We start from the raw sequence: 22,323 nt of genomic DNA on the forward strand, positions 1-22,323 counted from the left end.
CATATAATGAATAATTTTCATTTTTTGAAAATTAAGGCTTATTTTATATAAAAAAATAAAGCCAGTTAAACTGACTTTAAAATACCATATTATATTAATTTCACTCTTCTGATTTTCATTTTATATAAACTATATAAGATAAATTATAATTAATCACAATATATAATATTCAATTTTTCATCTTTAAAGTTAACCTCAGAATCTGTAATCACAATAGCTTCCGAAAATTCTCCATAAGTATAAAACCTTCGCATATTAAACTTAGTTTTATCTGCAAGAATAAAGCATCTATCAGCAGAGTTAATTACAGCTCTTTTAACCTCTCCATCATTAAGTAATTCTGTAGTAAATCCACTTTTAGAATCAATACCCATTGTACCTAAAAATGCTAAATCAAAGTTCATAACCTTTATCTTACTTACTATATCCTCACCTATAATCAAGTTTTGCTCTGGCTTTGCATATCCACCTAAAATATAAGTGTTAATACCTTTTGCCATAAGTTTTTGGATATGTAGTATTCCATTAGTTACAACTGTTATATTCTTTGCATTTATATAATCTATCATATAATAACAAGTAGATCCAGAATCTATAAATATTACATCATTATCCTTGATGAATTCTGAGGCTTTTTTAGCAATTTTAATTTTATCATCCTTATTATTTTTAAATATTTCTGCTAAATTTACCCATTCAATATTATCTTTTATCTGTTCTACTAACTCTGCTCCACCACGTGTTCTCTTAATATATCCTCGCTCTTCCATTGCAATTAAGTCACGTCTTAAAGTTGATCTAGAAATTTTAAATTTCTCCATCATCTCTTCAACTGTAGCAAATTTTTTAACCTTTAAATATTCTAATATTTCTATCCATCTATCTATAAGTACCACATCAATCACCTATATACCATTATATTTTTCTAAACTATTCATTATATGAACAAATATTAACACTTGTTAATTTTTATGTCAACAAATTTAACAAGTGCTAATATATATTGCTTTTTTAATTTTCATTGCTATCTTTATATGACAAAATTGTACTTAGGAATATAGTTAAACATATTACACTAGTAACAGAAATAACTATACTTATAACCTTGGCTCCTATAGATAATGGGGTTATATCACCATAACCTATAGTGGTGAATGTTATTATAGTATAATAAAATAAATCAAATGCATTTGGTGAATTGCTAAAAGCTCCAGTTTCTGCCCCATTTATAAAACATACCCCTAAGAATAAATTTAAAACTATCAATCCAACCATAAGTATAGCTGCAACTATAATTCTACTATAAGAAGTTGATTCTTCATGCTTAGTCTTTATGTTGTGAGGATTTCTTATTAACTGTATAAGCACCTTCATATTTAATATATAAGAAACTGTAACTCCTATTAATCCTAAAACATACATACTTTCAAATTCTTCTGGCGATAATAACAAAGCAGTAAAATACGTACTTATAATAAAATAACTTAATAACAAATCTACCTTAACATTCTTATTTTCAACTCCATATATAAACTTATGTATTCTAACAGTAATTAGTAATACATATCCCATAGAATAATGTATTACTATCAAAGACATTATTATAATCACTATTTTAATCAGTAAATCTAAAGCATCTACTGCATAAGTATCTATATATCTAATTACACTTGTAGAAATTGATATTGCAATAAATATCTCTGCTGCTATTATCAGTGTTCCCTGAACACTTCTTCTCAATTTAGACTTTTCCTTAAACAGCTGTTTATACGTAACATTTACTTCTTTTATTAGATTGTTTAGTACAGTAAAAATTCTCTTATTATTTTTTGCATTTCTAGCTCCAATTACTGATAAGAGTAAAAGTGTTGAAATTATTATAAATAGTTTACCCATTACTCCTCCTAACTTAAAACCATCTTCAAGGAAATTTCTTAATTACACTGTAATCCACATTAGAGTTATTCCATTTTCTTCTCTTTTCTACAAATAATTATAGAGCAATTATACTATACCAAATATCAATTGTCATTCCTTTAGAAACTACCTCTTTATTTTCTTTTTCATTTAATGTAATATGTTACATAGCTTATTAATGCAATTATGGAAGTATTATAAAGTAATATTCCTATAGTTCAGTGTAAAACTAATAATATTACAGTATAATTAATGTAAAGTAATAAATAAATTTAACAATATAACTTCATGTAGGTGGAAAAATGAATTATATAATATTCGACTTAGAATTTAACCAACAACATCCTGATATAAAAAGTGACCAAAAACCAGAGCTTATGTTTGAAATAATTCAAATAGGAGCTTTAAAATTAGACAATAACCTTAATACAGTTTCAACCTTTAACTCCTTTGTTAAACCAACTGTTCATAGAATGCTTCATCCTTATGTAGAAGATCTAACTAACATAACTTATGAACAAATAAATACATCTAAAGTTTTTACAGATGTCTATGAAGACTTTATTGATTTCATTGATGATTCTGAATCTACTTTAGTGCTATGGGGAGTTAATGACATTAAAGAATTAATTAAAAATGCTCATTACCATAAATTATCTTCTGATGTTATTCCTAAAAAATATATAGATATTCAGTGCTATTTATCTAAAGCTTTAAAATATTCAAAAGGCAAAAAAATAGGTCTAAAGACCGCTATTGAATATTTAGAAATATCCATTGACTCTGAGTTTCATGATGCCTTTAATGATGCTTACTATACAACAGAAGTATTTAAAAAGGTATATAACAAAAAAATCAAACCTCAATTATATATTTATACAGAAAATAAAAGAGATAAACCTCAAAAAACAAATATAGATACTTTGGCTTTAATAAGTCAATTTGAAAAAATGTATAATAGAAGTGTTACAGATGAAGAGAAAGATATGATTAAACTTGCATACATGATGGGTAAAACTAATCAATTCAATAAATAAAATTATATTTTGTAAAAAAGCTATTCCTTTTCTAATATTCTTCAATGTAATAACTAACATAAAAAAGCACTTTGAGATTTATAATCTCAAAATGCTTTTTTATTATTTATTATTAAATATTTATCATAGTTCACAAAAGTACATAATAATCTCTTCTATCTCTACTCCATGATACTCTTTTTTTAAATTCTTAAATTTTTTACTTATATCCGCCTTTAACCCTTCGCAAAATTCAATTGTAAATGGTAGATAATTTTTAATATTTTCTAGATATTCCTGGGTAAAGTATTCTTTATTATCTATAATTGCAAATAGAATCATATAGATGCAGTTGTTTTTTATTAGTTCTTTAAGTTCCTTAGTGTTTTTGCATACAAAACATTCTGCATCATCAACTACTTTTATAGTTAAATTAATTAACTTATTTACAATTGCATCTAAATAATATTTCCCTGCTAATTGAGACATAATTGTGATATGATCATTTTTTAAGTCATCTTTTATATCTTGCAAATCGTCGCCTAACTGTAGTAGAAAACCATATCCACATGAAAACATTTCTTCATTTTTAGTCATTTCTCCCCTAATAAGATTTCCATCAGCAATTACAGATGCGCCACCTTTTTCAATAGAAATACCTAAAATATCTTTTTCGTAAGGTATACTATTATATTCTTGCTGCCTTAAACTATTAATCTGGGCACTATGGATTAATTTCAAGCTTCTATAAACTTCTGGATAATTTTCTCTGTCAAAGTCATCTTCTATTAATTGCACTAATCTGTAGACTTGTTCTTCATGATAATTATTAGCTATTATCTTTTCTCCACCTAATCTTTTAGTAAATCTATTATTAAATTCTATTTTCTTATCTTTATTAACCTCTATACTATCTAAATAATTATCAGTATAAGGATAAAGCATACTGTATCCAAATATGGCATTAGTAAATTTTATCTCTTCTCCAAAAGCTTGTTGTAACATATTTACTATCCATAAATTTCTCATAGCCTGACCAATATCTTCATAGCTCAGGTTTTTATCAAATTTCTTAGAAGATGATATAAATTCTTTAGTAGCTTTAATAAATTTATCTTTCATATCCTTGTCTATAATTCCCAATTTAAACATTCCATCTGTAGAAATTATCTTATCTATATACTTATTACCTTTATCTCTCCATATTTTCCTTTTGCTTATGTCCTCTGGAAAAGATTCAATATACTTAATTATTCTATCAATAAGCGTATTGAACTCTTTTTCTTTTTTCTTCTTTTCACCTTCACTATATGTATCCATATCTATATTAAAGTCACTGCTTAAGCTCCACCATAAATTTCTATAATGTAAACTTATCATTTTGTATTTTTCATCCATATATATAATACCCCATCATTAAACTCTAATAAGTATATTATATACGATTTTTAGATTAATTACCTAATATTTCAATTTACTCTTGTAATTATTATTGGTTTCTATCATCCCATAATCGTTCCTTTTGAAATCTACTTAAATATTTAATACAATCTAACTCAAATCTTAATTTACCGTTATATGCTTCATGATAAATTAAAGTTCCACTATATCTATCTTCATTTGCAAATTTAACTTCATCTATCCTAACACTATGTATTATTTCATTAATTCTATTGTTATAGCTAATACCACAACATCTTTCAAAATCAGCTTCACTTTCAAAATATATTTCTGTTATTAAATAATCATCTTTAACCATAACATTTAATAAGTTCATTATTGGTTGTATATCTATATTTTTTTCTTCTTTAAATAGCTTAATTTCGTAATTATTACTATCCCTTTTAAATACTCTATTGGAAATCATATTCTTTATATCTTTCATAAGTTGTAATATGTTTACCTCTTCTATAGCTTTCATAATACTAATTCTCGCCTTCTTTTTCTACTTTAGCTTTTGATAGTTTTATTTGATTTTCTTTAACTTTATTTAATGCATTAATGAAATCTTTACCATCGTTTAAGTTTATATATAAAAGACATGATATATCCTCACCTTTTTCGCTTATTCTAGTTGTTATCCTAAAATGGTCTTCTAGTTCTTTTATATCCATCTTATATATTAAATCTAAATGTACTATTTCATTATTAATTTTCACATTATAATCGTCTTTATTGATAGTTATCTCCACACCTTTTTCTGTTTTACCCTCAGATATATTTCCAAACTTCGTAAAGGTATATGATGCTCCATCATAATCAAATCTATTACTCTTATCTAAATTATCCATTATGTACTGACCATCATTTCTAAATTTAATTAATTCATCTTTTTCATAAAAATGATACTTGCCTATATAGTCTAATTTATATGTCCTAAAAATATTTACACCATGTTCTTTATCCATAAATTTAGCCTCCTAATCGCTTCATTAATCATAGTATTTGAGAAAGACTATATAGATATTACTTAATTATTTATAAACAAGTTAAAAACAAAAAAGCTTAGCATTTTATAGCTAAGCTTTTTTATAACATTATTCACGTTTATTATTATTATTATTCTAATATAAAATATAAAGATACTGGGTTATGGTCAGATGATATAAAATTTGTGTCCATATTCTCAACTATGAAATCTTTAATATTATCAGAAACTATAAATCCATCTAAACTTGCCATATAATTTTCTCCTTCTATATATGGCATATCAGTACTTCTACAAGTAGCAACTTCTCTAGAATTATCTGCTATAGCAAATGTATACCCTGCCGTTAAATCACTATCATCTAGTTCAAATACCCATTCTGGTACATTTTGATTACTATTAAACACCTCTTTAGTACCAGCTATATCATGATTAAAATCTCCTCCAACAATAACATAATTCCCCTTGTCGTACTCTTCTTTTAAAACCTCATTTAAAAGTTTTAATTGTTGTTTTCTTATAAGTCCACCTTCGTCATAAGCTGACATATGAGTATTTATCAAAACTAATTCTTTACCATTATCCACAGGAATTCTAGATAATAAAAAACATCTATCTAAATCTGTAAATTTAGTAATAAAATCATCACTAACAGGATATTGCCTTCTTATAGATTCATTTATTTTATACTTACTCATAGTAGTTAACCCTGCATTAACTGATCCATGAGGATCTGTTAATGGATACATTAAAAAAGCCGAATGAAAATTATTGGCAAAGCTTAAAGAATATTCTGATCCTAACTCTTTTAGCATTTCATATTGATTTACGTTATGACTACGAGTAGATTTAGTATCTACTTCTTGAAATAGATAGAAATCAGCATCTAGTTCATCTACAAACTTTATTGAATTATTAGTATTTTCAATTACAACTTCTTTACTTTCAGCCTTAGAATCACTACCTTTAACATTTGTCCCATCTTTCATAACTCCACTATCCATAAAGAAGGAAAACTCATGATTATATGCTCCAAATCCAATATTATATGTTATTACTGAATGCTCTTCTTTGGCTGTAAGAATCATATCAGAATTATTCTCAGCTTCTACTAGCACATTATCTTCAATTCTATAGTATTGAATACTCATATATGCAACATAGGAACCAACTATTGCAACCATAGCTATAAGTATAATTCCTATTAGTTTTAAAGCCTTTTTTAAATAATTTTGGTTCCTCATATTATCCCCCTATTAAAAACTTCTTTAGCTATCTTTACAGAATCATTAGCATCTTTTGCATAATAATCAGCTCCTATTTTTTGAGCATACTCTTCGGTTACAACAGCTCCTCCAACCATAACATATCCTTTAAATCCATTATTTTTTAATTCTCGTATAGTCTTTTTCATAGATTTTATTGTTGTCGTCATAAGAGCGCTAAGCCCAACTAACTTAACATCATTTTTTAAAGCCTCTTCTACTACCTTTTCTACTCTTACGTCTTTACCTAAATCAATTATGTCATAACCATAATTCTCTAGTATAACCTTAACTATGTTCTTTCCTATATCATGAATATCACCCTGAACTGTAGCCAAAATAATCTTACCTTTCCCTACAGAACTTTCTTTATCATTTAATACGAGTCTTTCTTTTATAATATCAAAGGCTACTTTTACAGTTTCAGCAGCTTGAATTAACTGCGGTAAGAAAATCTCACCGCTTTCATACTTTTTCCCAACCTTATCTAAAGCTGGTATTAAATCTTCATTAACTATATCTAATTCTTTTTTTGCTTCTAAAAGCTTTATTGTAATATTTCTTGTAGAAGATTTTAATCCTTTTATAATACAACTCTCTAAACTTTCAATATCTATATTTTCTACTTTACTTTCTACTATATTTTTATTTTTTCCATATGCCTCTATATATGACGCTCCATTTTTGTCAAAATTCTTTAACACCTTAAAGGCTCTAATAGCTCCCATCATGCTTTCTTTATTAGGATTTATTATTGGTAAATCTAGTCCAGCTTCCATAGCCATTACTAAAAATGTCTCATTTATCATTTCTCTCATAGGCATTCCAAAGGATATGTTAGATACACCTAATACTGTTTTAACACCTAACTTTTCTTTTATCATTTTTAGAGCTTTTAATGTTTCTACTACCTCTTCTTGTTGTGCAGATACAGTAAGTGTTAATGGGTCTATATATATATCCTCACTTTTTATTCCATACTCTAAAGCTCTATTTACTATCTTTTCTGCTATCTTAAATCTATCTATAGCTTTGTTAGGTATTCCATTACTATCTAAAGTTAGTCCTACTACAGCAGCCCCATACTTCTTAACTATAGGTAAAATGCTATCTAAAATATTATCATCGCCATTTACAGAATTAACTATAGGTTTACCATTATAATATCTTAAAGCTTTCTCTATAACCTTTGGATCATTAGAATCTATCTGAAGGGGTATATCTAAAATAGATTGGATTTCTTTAATTATCTTAACAATAGCTTCTTCTTCATTTATTTCAGGTAATCCAACATTAACATCTAAAAGCTCCGCCCCTGCTTCAACTTGTTCTATAGCTTGTCTTATTATATAATCTAAATCATTTTTCTTAAGAGCTTCTTTAAATAACTTCTTTCCTGTAGGATTTATTCTTTCCCCAACAACCCTTACTTCATTTACTTCCACAACTTTAGAAGGTGTTGTTAGTACAGACTTAATAATATTTTTTCTGTCTAATATCTCTAAGTTCTTAAATTTAGATAATTCTTCTATAAATTCTGGTGTTGTTCCACAGCATCCTCCTACAATAGACACCCCTGACTTTATAAATTCCTCTACTCTCTCCCTAAACTCTAAAGCAGTAATATCATATATAGTTTCATCATCAATAATCTTAGGTAACCCCGCATTAGGTTGTACCATTACTGGAATATTAGTGTTTGAAACTACTCTTTTTACAATTGGCAAAAGTTCTTTTGGTCCTAAAGAGCAATTTACTCCAAGCGCATCCACTCCTAGAGCTTCTAAAGTTATCGCCATACTCTCTGGTAAACAGCCTGTAAAAGTTCTTCCATCTTCCTCAAATGTCATAGTTGCAAATATCGGTAATGATGTCTCTTCTTTGCAAGCCAATATTGCAGCTTTCATTTCATAGAGATCCGTCATAGTTTCTATTAAAATCAAATCTACTCCAGCTTTTTCTCCAATCTTTACTATCCCTTTAAATATCTTTACTGCATTATCAAAAGATAATGTTCCCATTGGTTCTATAAGTTCTCCTATTGGCCCTATATCTAAAGCTACTAATACATCTTCCCCAAAGCTTGCCTTCTTAGCTAAGGTTACTGCTTTTGTTATAACTGTTTCTACTGAATATGGTGTGCTTTTTAATTTAACTTCATTAGCCCCAAAGGTATTTGTAGTTATGATATCTGCTCCAGCTTTTATGTATTCTTTATGTATATCAATTACTATCTCTTCATTTGTGAAATTAATTATTTCTGGATTTTCTCCTAGCTTTAATCCTCTTTTTTGAAGCATAGTTCCCATAGCTCCATCAAATATAACCACTCTTTCTTTTATTAACTCTCTAACATCCACACCTCTTATCCCCTTTTCTATAGCTACATCTTTCAAAGTTATTACAATCCTTGCATTTATCTTTGCTTCGCTCTTTATTAGTTATCCCTATTATTGCTGTTACAGATTTCCTAGGAAATAGAACCATATCACTTGAAACCTTAAGCCCTATTTTTCTCTCACAATCTAGTATAGATACAATTTCTTTTTGTATATCTAAAGCTAAATCTCCGTATCCTGGACTATACCTAAAGGTGAATTTTTCTTCACCTTTAAGTATTTCTTTACTTATACTTTCTTGTAAATTATCACATACTTCTTCAATAGCTGTTGTGGCACAAGAATCTAATATTAATGCTTTAGTCAAATTATATTTGCTATAAAGCTTAACTTTTCTTTCTATATCACTTCCAATAGTGGCCGCCATAACTATACATTTATCACTACTTTTTAATAAATTATATATGTCTTTACCTTTTAAAATTAAGTTAGTTCCCAGTAATAATATTTCATGATTCTCTTTTACTATATTAAATTCTCTATAAACATACTTAGGCTTAAATAATGCTTTGCCTTCTTTAATAGTTTCTTCAACATCTTTTATAAGTTCCTTTGTTACTTCTTGACCTCTATATCCTAGATATCTCAATACCTCATTTATATCAATTTTTAAGTTATTCTCCATAAATATTAAGTGAAAATCCTTTTTCTAATGCTTCCTTAGCATATTCTTGTGCTCCAAATAATGATAAATCTCTATAATTACCACATTGCACTTCATTTTTTGCCGGAACTTCTGTTGCTTCTAAAACTTTATTTAATGAATACTCTACTGCTTCCTTTATGTCATTACAGTTTCTATCTCCCCAAATAGTTAAATAAAAACCGGTTCTACAACCCATTGGTGATAAGTCTATTACACCTTCTAACTTATCTCTTAAAGTATGTGCTAATAAATGCTCTAACCCATGCATAGCTGCTGTCCCAAAAGCTTCTTTATTAGGTTGAAGAAATCTAATATCAAACTTACTTACTTTATCACCTTTCTCTCCATCTAATACACAACATTTTCTTATATAAGGTGCCTTTACCTTTCTGTGATCTAATTCAAAACTTTCTACTTTTTCCATCTCACAATCTCCTTTTTAACTATACATTTTGAACCTCATTTATTGAATTTATTATTTTCCCTATATTCTTACTTATATTCTTAGCAACATATGGATTATTCATAGTGTACAGATGAATACCATCTACTCTACTGGATGATAAATCTATTATCTGATCTGTTGCATATGCTATACCTGCCTGTGTTAATGCCTCAGGATTATTTTCGTACATCTCCATTATCTTTTTAAACTTTAAAGGTATAGTCGCTCCACATAGCTCTGTTATTCTCTTCATTTGTTTCGCATTTATAACAGGCATTATTCCTGCTTGTATCTTAGTTTTAATATTTCTTTTATATACCTCTTCTAAAAATTCATAATAAGTATTATTATCTAAAAACAACTGCGAAATGAAGCTAGTTACACCACATTCAATTTTTCTTTCTATATTATCAATTTCCAATTTAACATCTCTATTTTCAATATGTCCCTCTGGATAACATGCAGCTATTATATTAAAATTTTTGTTCCCTTTAACATAACTTATTAATTCATTCGCATACTTAAAATCTCCACAACTTGTACCATTATCATCACCTCTAAGAGCTAATATATTTTCAACATCCTCAAGTCTTAATCTTTCAGTTATATCGCTTATTTGCTCTCTAGTTGATGAAATACAAGTTAAATGTGCCAATGACTCAATCCCATAAATATTTTTTATGAGTGATGATATCTCTGTGGTCTTATTATTTACAGTGCTTCCTCCTGCCCCATAGGTAACACTTATAAAGTCTGGTTCTAATTTCACTAATTCATTTAAAGCCTTATATATATTTTTTATTGGTGAGGTATTTTTAGGTGGAAATACCTCAAAGGAAAATACTAGCTTCTTTTGATCAAAAATATCTCTAATATTCATCTATAGCCCCCATTTCTCTCTAAAAATCAAATACTTTTTATGTATTAAATTGAATATTTTTCTAATAATATAATAACATTTTTTAAAAAATTTATATACTAATACTCTTAAAATAAAAAAGTGTAGCTACAACCTAAGCTATAACTACACTCTATATTTTAATTAATATATTATATTTGATTCTGGCATTACATACATCTTTTTATCACTAAGAATTGCTTGCTCAATTTCTTCAAATACCCTTTGAGCAATCTCCTCACTATCATATGCGCCTAAATTTACTGCCATCTCCTCAGTACTATTAGTAACTTTACCCACAATAGTATATTTAGACTTTTTCAGTATTCCCTTTGTAACTTGAATTATTTTAGGGTCTACTAATATCTTTTCATCTTGTACCCTTATCCACATAACCATATCTCCTATTACTTATCTACTACAATATTCTGCAAGTATAGCTTGCACCTCATATATATTACATCCACTGCTGAATGTCTTTTCTATTGGCATGCTCATTCCTGAAATATAAATCTTAAGTTCTGCATCTAAATCAAAATGACCTGCTGTTTCTACTGAGAAGTTAGTAATAGCTCTATATGGTACTGAACGATATTCAGTTTTCTTGCCTGTTACACCTTGCTTATCAACAATTATTAATCTCTTATTAGTGAATATAAGCATATCTCTAATTAGTTTATATGCTTTTTCTATTCTTTCACTTGGTCCTAATAGCTTATCATACTCTTGACTAACTTTATTTATATCAACTTCTGATGCATTTCCTATAATTCCATTAAATAAACCCATTTTATATCACTCCTATATTCTAAACTTATTATACTATATTATTATTTACATAATTCTATTATAGCCTGTGTAAATATTTTAGCACTTAATAATAATTCATCTACTACTGCAAATTCATCATTGCCATGCATATTATTATCAGTTCCAGGCATTGTGCACCCAAAAGCTACTCCATTTTTTAGACGATGTACATAAGTACCTCCTCCAATAGCTATACACTCGCCTTTTTTACCACTATACATTTCATAGCATCTTAATAAAGTTTGGATAAAATCAGAGTTTTCATCAACGTAATGACCATCTGACACATTGCATGGTTCTAATTCAATTCCATTTTCATTTAAGTTTTTATAAACAACATCTCTTAAGTTTTCATCATTGGCACATAGTGGTGCTCTGCAGTCAAATGTTCCTTTTAACCCTGTAGTATTATACTCAAATATATTAAATGATAAAGTTAACTCTCCTGATACCTTATCAGACATCTTTACTCCAAGAGCTTCACCATAATAATCCCCATGAGGTAATAACTTATTTATAGCACATATTCTATCAAATCCTTCACTTTTAGCAAATGGCATAGATGCTAATAAATGAATTATAGCTGTTAATGCATTATTTCCTCCTGTAGGATGAGCAGCATGTCCTCCTACACCTTTTGCATTAATTACACAGTTCCCAGCATCTTCTGTTACAGTAAATTTTACTTTAGTTAATTCAGTAGTTTTATCACAGTATCTTTCTACTTCATCTTTACTAAAACCTTGAATTACTGCAGTTGCTTTATCAGGAATTACATTAATTTTCACTCCTGAATTCACTGAAATTATTCTAGGAAGTTTATTATCTTCATTAAATTTTGCGTTAAATAAACCTTTTAATCCACCTTTTTCAACATTAATAACTGGGAAATCTGCATCTGGTGAAAATGTCATAGGAGCTTCTTTTTCTATTTTATAATAATGCTTAATATCTCCGCTTCCACACTCTTCATCAGTTCCTAATATAAGTCTAACATTTTTGCTTAATGGAATATTTAAATCTTTAACTGCCTTTAAAGCATATAACGCCACTATTGCAGGTCCCTTATCATCTGCTGATCCTCTACCATATAACTTTCCATCCTTTATAACAGGCTCATAAGGATTAGTTACTGTCCATTCGTCTCCAGCAGGAACTACATCTAAATGCGCTAATATATCTAAAGCCTTTTCCTTATCATTAAAATCTACAGTTCCCACATAATTATCATAATTAGTTGTCTTAAATCCCATATTTTTAGCAATATTCAAAGATTCCTCTAAAACTTTTACTACACCTTCTCCAAAAGGCATATTTTCTTTTGGTTCCTGTCTATCACTTTTTATTCTTATGACTTTACATATATCCTCTAACATTTCATCCTTATGTAAGTTAAAGTATTCTTCTATTTGTTTTCTATACATTCTCTCCACTCCTTTTATACTTTTAAAAATTATATTATTTAGTAAATTATATCATAATTAAAGGTCTGTTAAACTTATTTATTTAACAGACCTTTATATTTATTAACCAACATTATCTAAAAATTCTTTAACAACTTGCTTATACTTTTCTTAAATACCTTGATAATAAAAAATCTACCAACCTAATTTTTGACCTTTTACCGTAAAATGACTATCATCATTTTTAAATTCTATATCAAAAGCATTATTTTCATCTACACTTATTTTAGTTAATGTAGCTTGCCCCATAACTTCATTATTTACCTCTTGGTCTTTAAAATAATACATTAAAGCTTTTAAAGTTATTCCATGAGTTACTATTAAAATAGCCTTTCCTCTATTTTCTTCTATTATTCTATCCATAGTTTCAGCAACTCTAGCTCTAACACTAGCTAAATCCTCACCATTTGGTGCACATAATTCAACATCACCATGCATTATAAGATCAATATTCCAAGAAGGATTTTCCGCCATAACTTCATCTGTTTTTCTACCTTCATAGTCACCAAAGCACATTTCCATTAACCCTTCATCAGTTATTACTTCAATATTTTTTTCCCCTTTAATTATATTGGCAGTATCTAAAGCTCTTTCTATAGGACTTGAATATATAAAATCAATATCTATATCTTTAATTCTTTCCCTTAACTCTTTAGCTCTTTCTATACCTGCTTCTGTTAAAGGTGAGTTCCCTCTCCCCTGCAATCTTCTTTCAAGATTCCATTCTGTCTGACCATGTCTAGTTAAATATATTATTGTTTTCATTCGTTCTTATCTCCTTTTATAATTTTAATGCTTTAAAGTAAATCTATTATAAACTTCACCTATCTCTTAAATGCCTTTTTTATTTTATTACTAAAATCCTTTAACCAATTGAATAGCTTATATAGTAACGGATTTTCTTTCTTATCATTTTCTTGGTTTATAAACTTAAATATATCAATTACTGGCTCAAGTTTATTCATTGTATCATTATATCCTTCTATTATTCTTCTTGCTTTTGCTTCTGAATCTAGATTTAAAGTACCTGTAATTGTATTTTCTATAAGATTTTCTGGCGCTATTATAATAAGCTTTGAATTTGGGTAAAGCGACCTATCTATAATAGTCTCTTTTGAAAGCAATACAACTATAATAACATCACAATTTTCTCCATATACAGGTTGAATAGGAGTATTATCAACTATCCCTCCATCAATATATTTCTCTCCAAAAACCTCGGTACTATCATAAATAAGCGGTAATGATGCTGAAGCTAAAATCATCTTCTTAGCAGTTTCATTATCATAATCATTTATCCTAAAATATTGGACTGTATAATTAGGCAACTTTGTACATGCTGCATAACAAACTTTATTCTTTTCCTTTATTTTATTACAATCAAGGTATTTGTTAATTATATCTACAGCACCTTCATTAGTAATAGCACCATGATCTAATTTATCATTCAGAAACTTCTTAGCTAATTGAAGATTTTTCCCGCCTATATAAAGCCCTATCCCTCTTTTAATTAATTCATTTTTACTTATAGGAACTAGCTTATCCATAGTCACTTCATCCCATAACTTATCTGCCTTATCCATGTCATCCATAGCAAACAAAACTGCATTAAACGCACCTATTGATGTTCCAGAAAAAACAGATATATGTTCACTTATGCCTAATTCTTTTAAGGCTTTCCAAACTCCAAGCTCATATGCTCCCTTTCCGCCACCACCTGCTAATACTAATCCTATTTTCATACTTTACCTTCCTAATTAAAATTTATTTAAACAATTTAAATCACAATTTTTTACACTATTATTATATATTATAAAATTTTACGTGGCTACAGTAATAGCTTTTCTTAATATAGTATTAATAATTTGTATTTAATCAATAAAAAATAAAAAGCAAGAGTTAACTTTAAAACTCATGCTTTTATAATTCTAATAATTTTTATTTAGACATTTCTTTAGACTTTTCATAACATTTATTCATAGCTGATATTACTGCACTTCTAAATCCTTTAGCTTCAAGTTCTGATACTGCTTCTATAGTAGTTCCCCCTGGAGAACATACCATATCCTTTAAAGCACCTGGATGCATTCCTGTTTCTAATACCATCTTAGCTGAACCTAATACAGTTTGTGCAGCAAATTTATAAGCTTTATCTCTTGGCATACCTTGTAATACAGCTGCATCTGCCATAGCTTCAATAAACATATATACATATGCTGGTGATGATCCACTTACTGAAGTAACTGCATCTATTAAACTTTCACTTACCACTTCAACTTTACTAAAACTGCTAAGTAAGCTTGATACTTCGCTTATATCTTCATCTGTTATAAGTTTATTTGGACATACTGCAGTCATCCCTTCTCCAACCAAAGCTGGCGTGTTAGGCATTGTTCTAATTACCTTTAATTCTTTTCCAAAAGATTTTTCTGTACTATCAATTGATTTTCCAGCTGCAATAGTAACAATAACAACGTCTTCTTTAACTAAATCCTTTATCTCATTTATTACTATTGAATATAAATTAGGTTTAACTGCTAATATTAATATATCTGACTTTCTAGCAACTAGTTTATTATCAGTTGTAACATCTATATTATAATTATTCTTTGCTCTTTCTAAGCTTGGTTCATATAAATCTGACATAATTATATTTTCAGAAGGTACTAATCCAGCTTTAACTATTCCTCCTACTATAGCTTGCCCCATATTTCCTGCTCCAATAAAGCCTATTATTTTATTCATACTCTTTTCTCCTATCTTATACTTTTTAATATTTTGAATTACTATAATTTCTCTATATCATATTTTTATATTATATCTCAATTTCCTTCTTCATAAAATACTTATATTGTGTATAATAGTATTAATAACCTATGGAGGTATTTTATGAAAAACAAGTTTTTAAGAAAAGTAGCTCTTACTTTACTCATTTTGTTATCTTTTAGCTTTTCCATGCCTGCATTTGCTAGAAAGCCAGATATACAAGAAGGTGAGATCCTATGTTTCGGTGCTGATTTAAATCATACTCAAGAAGAATCTCTAAGAGAGTATTTTAATGCCCCTGATAATATAGATGCAGTATATGTTGATAATACTGTTGCTTCAAGACAATTAGGTTATTCTGATTTTACAGGAGGCTGGTATTCAAGCGCTTACGTTAAAATCAACGAAAGTGGTACAGGCATCAATGTAAAATCTAATAATTTAACACTAGTTACAGATGGTATGCTTGCAAATGCCTTAATTACATCTGGAATAACAGATGCTGATATAATAGCTTCTGCACCATTTCCAGTAACAGGTGAGTCAGCTTTAGCAGGAATATTTGAAGGTGCAGAAAGAATAATAGGAATAGAACTAAAGCCTGAAGGTAAGCAAGTCGCTCAAGAAGAAGTAGAAGTAACTTTAGATATAGCTGATTCTATCGGAAGTGTAGAAGCTACTGCATTAATAAATGAAGTTAAAGCTAGAGTAATCAAAGAAGCTCCTAAAACTACTGATGAAATAAATGAAATTGTAAGTGACGTATCTTCTAATCTAGATATAACAATTAATGACGTAACAAAAGAAAAAATAGTTTTATTAATGAATAAAATTAATGACCTAGATATAGATTATGATGCTATTAAAGATTCCATAAAACAAAATAGCTCTAAATTATTAGAAGATCTAAAGTCACTAGGTAATGAAATAAAAGAATCTGGTATATTAGAAAGACTTTGGAACTGGCTAAAAAATTTCATAGATAAATGGACAAATTCTCAATAAGAAAAATCCCAGTACTTAAAGATTTACTTTAAGCCTGGGATTTTTCACTATAATTTAGTCTTTAAAGGAAAGAAGCCCTCTTAGTAAAAACTAAAAAGGCTTATAATCTTGCAATATATTCATTAATTAATATACATTTCATCATGAATACTACTTGAATTTTCTTTTTCTTGCAGCTTCAGATTTCTTCTTTCTCTTAACACTTGGTTTTTCATAGTGTTCTCTTTTTTTAGCTTCAGCTAAAACACCAGCATTAGCGCATTTTCTTTTAAATCTTCTTAAAGCTTGCTCTAATGATTCGTTATCTCTTAATCTAACTTCTGACACAATTTTTCCCTCCCTCCGTAGTAACATATATCGATTTCTACGGCTTTACCAAAACACTGTATATTATATATTACTTATGTGTTTTTTGTCAATACTATGTAGTGCTCCAAGTAATGTAAATATTGTGTTTTATATTAAGCTTTTTCTAAATTGTTCCATATCGAAGTTTGTTCCAGGACAACTTTTCTTAGAATTTTCAACCTCTCTATGGCCAATAACTCTCTTTATAGATATATTATATTTTTTCATAAAAAAAGTACACAGTTTTTTTAAAGAAATTAATTGTTCTTGCCTAGGAAATCCTATGTCAAAGTTTCCACTTAAACAAATCCCAATTGATATTTTATTCATACCTCTTGTATGAGCTCCAATTTTCATTCCTCTACCCTCAAAAACTGTTCCATCTTCTTCAATAAAATAATTATATCCTATTCCTTCCCACCCTAATGAAATATGATAGTCATTAGTATCATATACATTCCATCCTATTTCTTCAGTATGATGTATTATTATATACTGTGGCTCAATTAAATCATCTAAACTCTCACTTATTCTTATAAGTGCTTTTTTAATTTCTATATTTTCTCCCCCTTTCACAACATTCCTCTTTACCAATTATTGATGCGTATATTTTGCTTTAAATAGTTTTGCTTTGCTAACTATATTTATTTGAGCAGAACTATTACCGGAAACTACAGTAGTGTCTGTGTCTAAGGCTATATCATTATTATAATTTAATTGAGCCATAAATAAACTCACTCTCTTTATGATTATTTTGTATCTTTTTTAACATTCTCTCTGTACAAAATATTTTCTATATGATATTATATGTTTGCATGTTTTTTAACAATAATATTGCGTAAAATGTTGCATAAATTAATTTATTAGTATCTTTAGGGGGAAATTATGAAAAAACTAAAAGTTATGTCATTAGCTTTAGCTACATTAGTAAGTGCTACTCTATTTGCTGGTTGTACTTCTAATTCTGCAGAAGGTAATGATACTCAAAACGGAAATCAAACAACTGTAGTAGAAAACAAATCAGCTGATATAGTTGTTATCGGTGCCGGTGGTGCTGGTATGGCAGCTGCAATGCAAGCAGTGCAAAATGGAGCTACTAATGTAGTAATTCTAGAAAAAATGCCTCAAACTGGTGGTAACACGATAAGAACTACTGGTGGTATGAATGCTGCTGCTACAGAGTTACAAGCTACTGAAGGTATCGAAGATTCAGTTGAATTAATGATCGAAGATACTATGAAAGGTGGAAAAAACCTTAATGATCCCGAACTAGTTAAGGTATTAGCAGAAAAATCTGCTGATGGAGTAAAGTGGGTTACTGAAAATGGTGGAGACCTTTCAGAAGTTGGTATGTTTGGTGGAGCAAGCGTTAAGCGTATCCATAAGCCAACAGGTGGTTCTGCTGTAGGTCCAATGCTTGTAAAAATGTTCAACGAAAATATGGACAAGCTAAATATTCCTGTACTACTTGAAACAAAAGCTGATCAAATCATCGTTGAAGATGGTAAAATAGCTGGTGTTAAAGCTAGTAATAAAGATGGTGAATTTACAATAGATTGTAAAGCTGTAGTTTTAGCTACTGGTGGTTTCGCTGGAAATGCTGAAATGGTAGTTGAATATAATCCTGCTTTAACTGGATTTGGAACTACTAACCATGCTGGTGCAACTGGTGATGGTATAGCTATGGCTAAAGAATTAGGTGCTCAATTAGTTGATATTGAACAAATTCAAACTCACCCAACAGTTCATCCTGAAACTCAAACTATGTATACTGAAGCTGTTAGAGGTAATGGTGCTATCTTAGTTAACAAAGAAGGTAAAAGATTTGTAAATGAACTACTTACTCGTGATGTTGTTTCTGAAGCAATATTAGCTCAAACTGATAAAGAATCTTACATAGTATTTGACCAAAAGGTTAGAGATGGGTTAAGCGCTATAGAAAAATATATATCTGCTGGTATAATTTACGAAGCAGACACTATAGAAGGTTTAGCTGAGCAAATCGGAGTTGATGCTACTGCATTAAAAGCAACTATGGATACTTATGCTGGATATCAAGCAGCTGGAAACGATGCTGAATTCGGAAGAGAATCAATGGAAGAACCTTTAACTACAGCTAAATATTATGCTGGATTATGTGCTCCTGCTGTACATCATACTATGGGTGGAGTTAAGATAAATACAAATACAGAAGTATTAAAAGAAGATGGATCATCTATACCTGGATTATTTGCTGCTGGTGAAGTAACTGGTGGAGTTCATGGTGCAAACAGACTTGGTGGTAACGCTGTTACAGATATCGTTGTATTTGGACGTATAGCTGGTGAAAATGCTGCTAAATATGTTGTTGATAACGGTGGAAATACAGAAGCTACTATTAAAGTAGAAAAAGAAACTGAAACTGCTAAACCAGAAGTTGATGGCGGATATAAAGATGGTGTTTACACTGGCACTGGTAAAGGTAATGGTGGAGATGTAACTGTTGAAGTTACAGTTGAAGGTGGTAACATAGTTAAAATTGAACTTAAAGACCACAAAGAAACACCTGGTATATTTGAAGGTGCAGAAGCAGGCGTTTCTAATGAAATTATAAAAACTCAAAGTACTGATGTCGAATCTGTTTCAGGTGCTACACTTACAAGTGAAGCTATAAAAACAGCTGTTGCAGAAGCAATAAAAGACGCTAAATAGTAATCCTTTCAATTAATTATATTTACTAGAAGGCATAAGATTTGTATTATACAATCTTATGCCTTTTTATTATCCTAAATTTAAATTCTCAATGTATAGCTACAATATGTACTTTATAAATTTTATAATTCAAATATATACTTCACTAATACTAATTTCATAAAATAGTATTAACTACTATTAGTATAATAAAGCTTAAGGACTGTAAGCATATTTCTATGAAACTTACAGTCCTCTATTTATAAATATAATTTTAGGGAAAACTTATTTATATTCTAATTTTATTTAATTTGACTATTTACTTTTAGCATATTCTGCTGCACTGCTACCTGCTAATTTACCCCAAACTACATTACCTGTATTACCAATACCACCAATTGTAGTTCTTCCAAACGCATTTGCCATACCAATGATTTCACCAGCTTGGTATAATCCTGGAATAGCTTCTCCATCTGCATTTAAAACTTCACCTTTATCATTCATATCTGGCCCACCAGCTGTAATCATTAAATACGGAGTAGTTTCAAAAACATAGTAAGTTCCACCAGTGAACTCTGTCATAAGTCTTGTTCTACCAAAATCTTCATCTATACCATTTCTTGCAAACCCATTATATCTTTCAATTGTTGTAGCAAGATTTGCTCCATTTATTCCAGCTTTTTCTGCTACATCTTCAATAGTTGAACCTGTAAATAATACTTCACCTTTTTCTAATTGAGCAGCAAATTTACTCCAATCCTTATCTCCAGAAATAATAGATTTACCTTCTGCCTTTAAGCTATCGACCATAGCTTGATCTAACATTATATAAACTTTATTGTCTTTAGCTTTCTTCCATGAAGATGATATTTTATCATAATCTGATCCATCTTCGTTTCCTAATTCATCAATAAATCTTTCACCATTTTCATTAACAAATATTATATATGGGAAATCTTTAACTCTAATTGAATCAACTTTTTTTAATCCATTTTCCTCATTCTTTAACCCACCTGAATAAGCAGTTAAAAAGTCCATGTTTTTAAGTACTGCACCAGCTTTCTCAGCCATTATATGTCCATCACCTGTAACGAATTCAGGACAAGTAGTTGTGAAGTTTTGAAAATTATATTTCTTAACTAATTCTTCTGAATGGCCATATCCACCAGTTGCAAGTATTGTAGAATCAGCTTTAAATTCAGCTTCTGTTCCATCAGCCTTAGTAACCTTAACTCCAACAACTTCCTTACCATTCATAAGTAATTCTTCACCTTTTGTATTTAAAGCCACTGATACATTACCTGCATCTATATGTTTTTGTAATTCCTTAGTAACTACTTCTTCATAAGAAGCCCTATCTCCAACATATACTCTTGGAACGCTTAATGGTTCATATAAAGTTGGTTGACTAGGAGTTCTATCTTTCATATCAGCGCCTAACTCATCTAACCAGTCAACTGCCTCTCCAGAATGTTCAGCATAATACCTTCCTAGATCCTCATTCCAAGTATATTCTGCCTCAGGATATATTTCCTTATATCCTTCATTTAAACGTATAAAATCTTGGAAGAACTTTTCTGGAGAATCATCTGTGATTCCATTTTCCTCTTGCATCTTAGTATTAGTTCCTGATAAAGTACTTCCACCAAAAGTACCACCTAACTTACCAGTCTTTTCAAATATTATTACTTTTGCACCATTTTCAGCAGCAGTTATAGCAGATACCATACCAGCCATTCCACCACCAACTATTAATACATCTGGTTCTTCTAATAAAGTTACTTCTTCTTTAACAACACCATTTGCATTATCTAAAGCATTTTGAACAGCCTCCATTATACCTTTAGATGACATAGATGCTCCCGAAGCTACTTCTACATCAGTACTTTGCGCTTCAATAATGGCTACTGGAATATCCTTCATTGCTGGATCTGATACACCAGGAGTATCTTTATGTTCCAAAATTGTAATTTCTTCAATTTTTCCATCAGCAAGTTTTACACTTACTTTCAACTCCCCTCCAAAACTGTTACCGATACCTTCAAATGTTCCTGTAGGTAATACCCCTTCTGATGAACCTGCATCTTGTTGCTTTCCGCAACCTGTTAACGCAGACACCATGACGATTGATGACATAATTAACGCCAATAGTCTTTTTTTCATTTTTAATCCCCCTAATTGTTTAATTATTAACAACTTCTCCTTTATTATATATTGTTTCTTTTATGAATAATAGGTAAATATTGC

The 22,323-nt window shown here is 29.3% G+C and carries 23 protein-coding genes; 3 read left to right on the forward strand and 20 right to left on the reverse strand.

Annotated features, from left to right (window positions below):
- Positions 1-149: 149 nt before the first annotated feature.
- Both H8S20_RS05150 and H8S20_RS05155 read right to left on the reverse strand, forming a co-directional pair.
- Entirely contained in the window at positions 150-896 is a 747-nt protein-coding gene (locus tag H8S20_RS05150; RefSeq protein WP_032117787.1) for a DeoR/GlpR family DNA-binding transcription regulator, read from the reverse strand.
- Between the two features lie 115 nt (positions 897-1,011).
- Positions 1,012-1,896, reverse strand: a complete 885-nt coding sequence (locus H8S20_RS05155) for a potassium channel family protein (protein ID WP_032117786.1) — start codon at positions 1,894-1,896, stop codon at positions 1,012-1,014.
- A gap of 323 nt (positions 1,897-2,219) precedes the next feature.
- On the opposite strand from H8S20_RS05155, the gene H8S20_RS05160 reads away from it, so the two are divergent.
- Complete coding sequence (locus H8S20_RS05160; RefSeq protein ID WP_032117785.1) at positions 2,220-2,954, forward strand: 3'-5' exonuclease; 735 nt, start codon at positions 2,220-2,222, stop codon at positions 2,952-2,954.
- A gap of 123 nt (positions 2,955-3,077) precedes the next feature.
- Here H8S20_RS05160 and H8S20_RS05165 read toward each other — a convergent pair whose 3' ends face one another.
- From H8S20_RS05165 to proC, 14 genes are all read right to left on the reverse strand, one after another.
- Positions 3,078-4,331, reverse strand: a complete 1,254-nt coding sequence (locus H8S20_RS05165; RefSeq protein WP_032117784.1) for a hypothetical protein — start codon at positions 4,329-4,331, stop codon at positions 3,078-3,080.
- 91 nt (positions 4,332-4,422) lie between these two features.
- Positions 4,423-4,854, reverse strand: a complete 432-nt coding sequence (locus H8S20_RS05170) for a hypothetical protein (RefSeq protein WP_032117783.1) — start codon at positions 4,852-4,854, stop codon at positions 4,423-4,425.
- Positions 4,855-4,858: 4 nt separating this feature from the next.
- Positions 4,859-5,341, reverse strand: coding sequence for a hypothetical protein (locus tag H8S20_RS05175; protein ID WP_032117782.1), 483 nt, complete (start codon positions 5,339-5,341; stop codon positions 4,859-4,861).
- A 151-nt stretch (positions 5,342-5,492) separates the two neighbouring features.
- Positions 5,493-6,605, reverse strand: coding sequence for an endonuclease/exonuclease/phosphatase family protein (locus tag H8S20_RS05180; protein WP_032117781.1), 1,113 nt, complete (start codon positions 6,603-6,605; stop codon positions 5,493-5,495).
- Positions 6,602-8,986 carry a homocysteine S-methyltransferase family protein gene (locus tag H8S20_RS05185; protein WP_186859448.1) on the reverse strand — a complete coding sequence of 795 codons (2,385 nt, stop codon included), beginning with the start codon at positions 8,984-8,986 and terminating at the stop codon, positions 6,602-6,604. Before H8S20_RS05185 ends, H8S20_RS05180 begins: the two co-directional genes overlap by 4 nt.
- Entirely contained in the window at positions 8,976-9,650 is a 675-nt protein-coding gene (locus H8S20_RS05190) for a vitamin B12 dependent-methionine synthase activation domain-containing protein (RefSeq protein ID WP_186859449.1), read from the reverse strand. The genes H8S20_RS05185 and H8S20_RS05190 overlap by 11 nt, the downstream gene beginning before the upstream one ends.
- A complete protein-coding gene (locus H8S20_RS05195; protein WP_186859450.1) occupies positions 9,640-10,095 on the reverse strand; it encodes an S-ribosylhomocysteine lyase in 456 nt (151 codons plus the stop codon). Before H8S20_RS05195 ends, H8S20_RS05190 begins: the two co-directional genes overlap by 11 nt.
- Positions 10,096-10,114: 19 nt before the next feature.
- Positions 10,115-10,996 (reverse strand): methylenetetrahydrofolate reductase, encoded by an 882-nt coding sequence (locus H8S20_RS05200; RefSeq protein WP_186859451.1) that lies wholly within the window; start codon positions 10,994-10,996, stop codon positions 10,115-10,117.
- Positions 10,997-11,158: 162 nt separating this feature from the next.
- On the reverse strand, positions 11,159-11,407 hold the full coding sequence (locus H8S20_RS05205) for a hypothetical protein (RefSeq protein ID WP_186859452.1): 249 nt from the start codon (positions 11,405-11,407) through the stop codon (positions 11,159-11,161).
- Between the two features lie 18 nt (positions 11,408-11,425).
- The gene (locus H8S20_RS05210; RefSeq protein ID WP_032117776.1) at positions 11,426-11,803 is read right to left on the reverse strand and encodes a PH domain-containing protein; all 378 of its coding nucleotides are present in this window, start codon (positions 11,801-11,803) and stop codon (positions 11,426-11,428) included.
- Between the two features lie 41 nt (positions 11,804-11,844).
- On the reverse strand, positions 11,845-13,248 hold the full coding sequence (gene pepV, locus H8S20_RS05215; RefSeq protein WP_186859453.1) for a dipeptidase PepV: 1,404 nt from the start codon (positions 13,246-13,248) through the stop codon (positions 11,845-11,847).
- Positions 13,249-13,422: 174 nt separating this feature from the next.
- Positions 13,423-14,052 carry a histidine phosphatase family protein gene (locus H8S20_RS05220; protein ID WP_186859454.1) on the reverse strand — a complete coding sequence of 210 codons (630 nt, stop codon included), beginning with the start codon at positions 14,050-14,052 and terminating at the stop codon, positions 13,423-13,425.
- Positions 14,053-14,111: 59 nt separating this feature from the next.
- The gene (locus H8S20_RS05225; protein WP_186859455.1) at positions 14,112-15,029 is read right to left on the reverse strand and encodes a patatin-like phospholipase family protein; all 918 of its coding nucleotides are present in this window, start codon (positions 15,027-15,029) and stop codon (positions 14,112-14,114) included.
- Between the two features lie 196 nt (positions 15,030-15,225).
- Complete coding sequence (proC, locus tag H8S20_RS05230) at positions 15,226-16,032, reverse strand: pyrroline-5-carboxylate reductase (RefSeq protein WP_186859456.1); 807 nt, start codon at positions 16,030-16,032, stop codon at positions 15,226-15,228.
- 144 nt (positions 16,033-16,176) lie between these two features.
- Between proC and H8S20_RS05235 the strand changes: the two genes are divergently transcribed.
- Entirely contained in the window at positions 16,177-17,058 is an 882-nt protein-coding gene (locus H8S20_RS05235; protein WP_032117771.1) for a DUF1002 domain-containing protein, read from the forward strand.
- Between the two features lie 150 nt (positions 17,059-17,208).
- Here H8S20_RS05235 and rpsU read toward each other — a convergent pair whose 3' ends face one another.
- The 3 genes from rpsU to H8S20_RS20655 all read right to left on the reverse strand — a co-directional run bounded on the left by rpsU (position 17,209) and on the right by H8S20_RS20655 (position 18,132).
- Positions 17,209-17,412, reverse strand: a complete 204-nt coding sequence (gene rpsU / locus H8S20_RS05240) for a 30S ribosomal protein S21 (protein ID WP_207725254.1) — start codon at positions 17,410-17,412, stop codon at positions 17,209-17,211.
- A gap of 102 nt (positions 17,413-17,514) precedes the next feature.
- A complete protein-coding gene (locus H8S20_RS05245; RefSeq protein WP_186859457.1) occupies positions 17,515-17,982 on the reverse strand; it encodes a peptidoglycan recognition protein family protein in 468 nt (155 codons plus the stop codon).
- An 18-nt stretch (positions 17,983-18,000) separates the two neighbouring features.
- Positions 18,001-18,132 carry a hypothetical protein gene (locus H8S20_RS20655; protein ID WP_279288161.1) on the reverse strand — a complete coding sequence of 44 codons (132 nt, stop codon included), beginning with the start codon at positions 18,130-18,132 and terminating at the stop codon, positions 18,001-18,003.
- A gap of 159 nt (positions 18,133-18,291) precedes the next feature.
- On the opposite strand from H8S20_RS20655, the gene H8S20_RS05250 reads away from it, so the two are divergent.
- On the forward strand, positions 18,292-20,097 hold the full coding sequence (locus H8S20_RS05250; protein ID WP_186859458.1) for a flavocytochrome c: 1,806 nt from the start codon (positions 18,292-18,294) through the stop codon (positions 20,095-20,097).
- 294 nt (positions 20,098-20,391) lie between these two features.
- Here H8S20_RS05250 and H8S20_RS05255 read toward each other — a convergent pair whose 3' ends face one another.
- On the reverse strand, positions 20,392-22,239 hold the full coding sequence (locus H8S20_RS05255; RefSeq protein ID WP_186859459.1) for an FAD-dependent oxidoreductase: 1,848 nt from the start codon (positions 22,237-22,239) through the stop codon (positions 20,392-20,394).
- Between the last annotated feature and the right edge of the window lie 84 nt (positions 22,240-22,323).

The sequence above is a fragment of the Clostridium hominis genome, from assembly GCF_014287825.1.
GTDB lineage: Bacteria > Bacillota > Clostridia > Clostridiales > Clostridiaceae > Clostridium > Clostridium hominis.

Bases quoted from the DNA above. Each gene is read 5' to 3' on its own strand.
- H8S20_RS05155 (WP_032117786.1), bottom strand. From the start codon at position 1,896: ATGGGTAAACTATTTATAATAATTTCAACACTTTTACTCTTATCAGTA.
- H8S20_RS05160 (WP_032117785.1), top strand. From the start codon at position 2,220: ATGAATTATATAATATTCGACTTAGAATTTAACCAACAACATCCTGAT.
- H8S20_RS05165 (WP_032117784.1), bottom strand. From the start codon at position 4,331: ATGGATGAAAAATACAAAATGATAAGTTTACATTATAGAAATTTATGG.
- H8S20_RS05170 (WP_032117783.1), bottom strand. From the start codon at position 4,854: ATGAAAGCTATAGAAGAGGTAAACATATTACAACTTATGAAAGATATA.
- H8S20_RS05175 (WP_032117782.1), bottom strand. From the start codon at position 5,341: ATGGATAAAGAACATGGTGTAAATATTTTTAGGACATATAAATTAGAC.
- H8S20_RS05180 (WP_032117781.1), bottom strand. From the start codon at position 6,605: ATGAGGAACCAAAATTATTTAAAAAAGGCTTTAAAACTAATAGGAATT.
- H8S20_RS05190 (WP_186859449.1), bottom strand. From the start codon at position 9,650: ATGGAGAATAACTTAAAAATTGATATAAATGAGGTATTGAGATATCTA.
- H8S20_RS05195 (WP_186859450.1), bottom strand. From the start codon at position 10,095: ATGGAAAAAGTAGAAAGTTTTGAATTAGATCACAGAAAGGTAAAGGCA.
- H8S20_RS05200 (WP_186859451.1), bottom strand. From the start codon at position 10,996: ATGAATATTAGAGATATTTTTGATCAAAAGAAGCTAGTATTTTCCTTT.
- H8S20_RS05205 (WP_186859452.1), bottom strand. From the start codon at position 11,407: ATGTGGATAAGGGTACAAGATGAAAAGATATTAGTAGACCCTAAAATA.
- H8S20_RS05210 (WP_032117776.1), bottom strand. From the start codon at position 11,803: ATGGGTTTATTTAATGGAATTATAGGAAATGCATCAGAAGTTGATATA.
- pepV (WP_186859453.1), bottom strand. From the start codon at position 13,248: ATGTATAGAAAACAAATAGAAGAATACTTTAACTTACATAAGGATGAA.
- H8S20_RS05220 (WP_186859454.1), bottom strand. From the start codon at position 14,052: ATGAAAACAATAATATATTTAACTAGACATGGTCAGACAGAATGGAAT.
- H8S20_RS05225 (WP_186859455.1), bottom strand. From the start codon at position 15,029: ATGAAAATAGGATTAGTATTAGCAGGTGGTGGCGGAAAGGGAGCATAT.
- proC (WP_186859456.1), bottom strand. From the start codon at position 16,032: ATGAATAAAATAATAGGCTTTATTGGAGCAGGAAATATGGGGCAAGCT.
- H8S20_RS05235 (WP_032117771.1), top strand. From the start codon at position 16,177: ATGAAAAACAAGTTTTTAAGAAAAGTAGCTCTTACTTTACTCATTTTG.
- rpsU (WP_207725254.1), bottom strand. From the start codon at position 17,412: ATGTTACTACGGAGGGAGGGAAAAATTGTGTCAGAAGTTAGATTAAGA.
- H8S20_RS20655 (WP_279288161.1), bottom strand. From the start codon at position 18,132: ATGGCTCAATTAAATTATAATAATGATATAGCCTTAGACACAGACACT.
- H8S20_RS05250 (WP_186859458.1), top strand. From the start codon at position 18,292: ATGAAAAAACTAAAAGTTATGTCATTAGCTTTAGCTACATTAGTAAGT.
- H8S20_RS05255 (WP_186859459.1), bottom strand. From the start codon at position 22,239: ATGAAAAAAAGACTATTGGCGTTAATTATGTCATCAATCGTCATGGTG.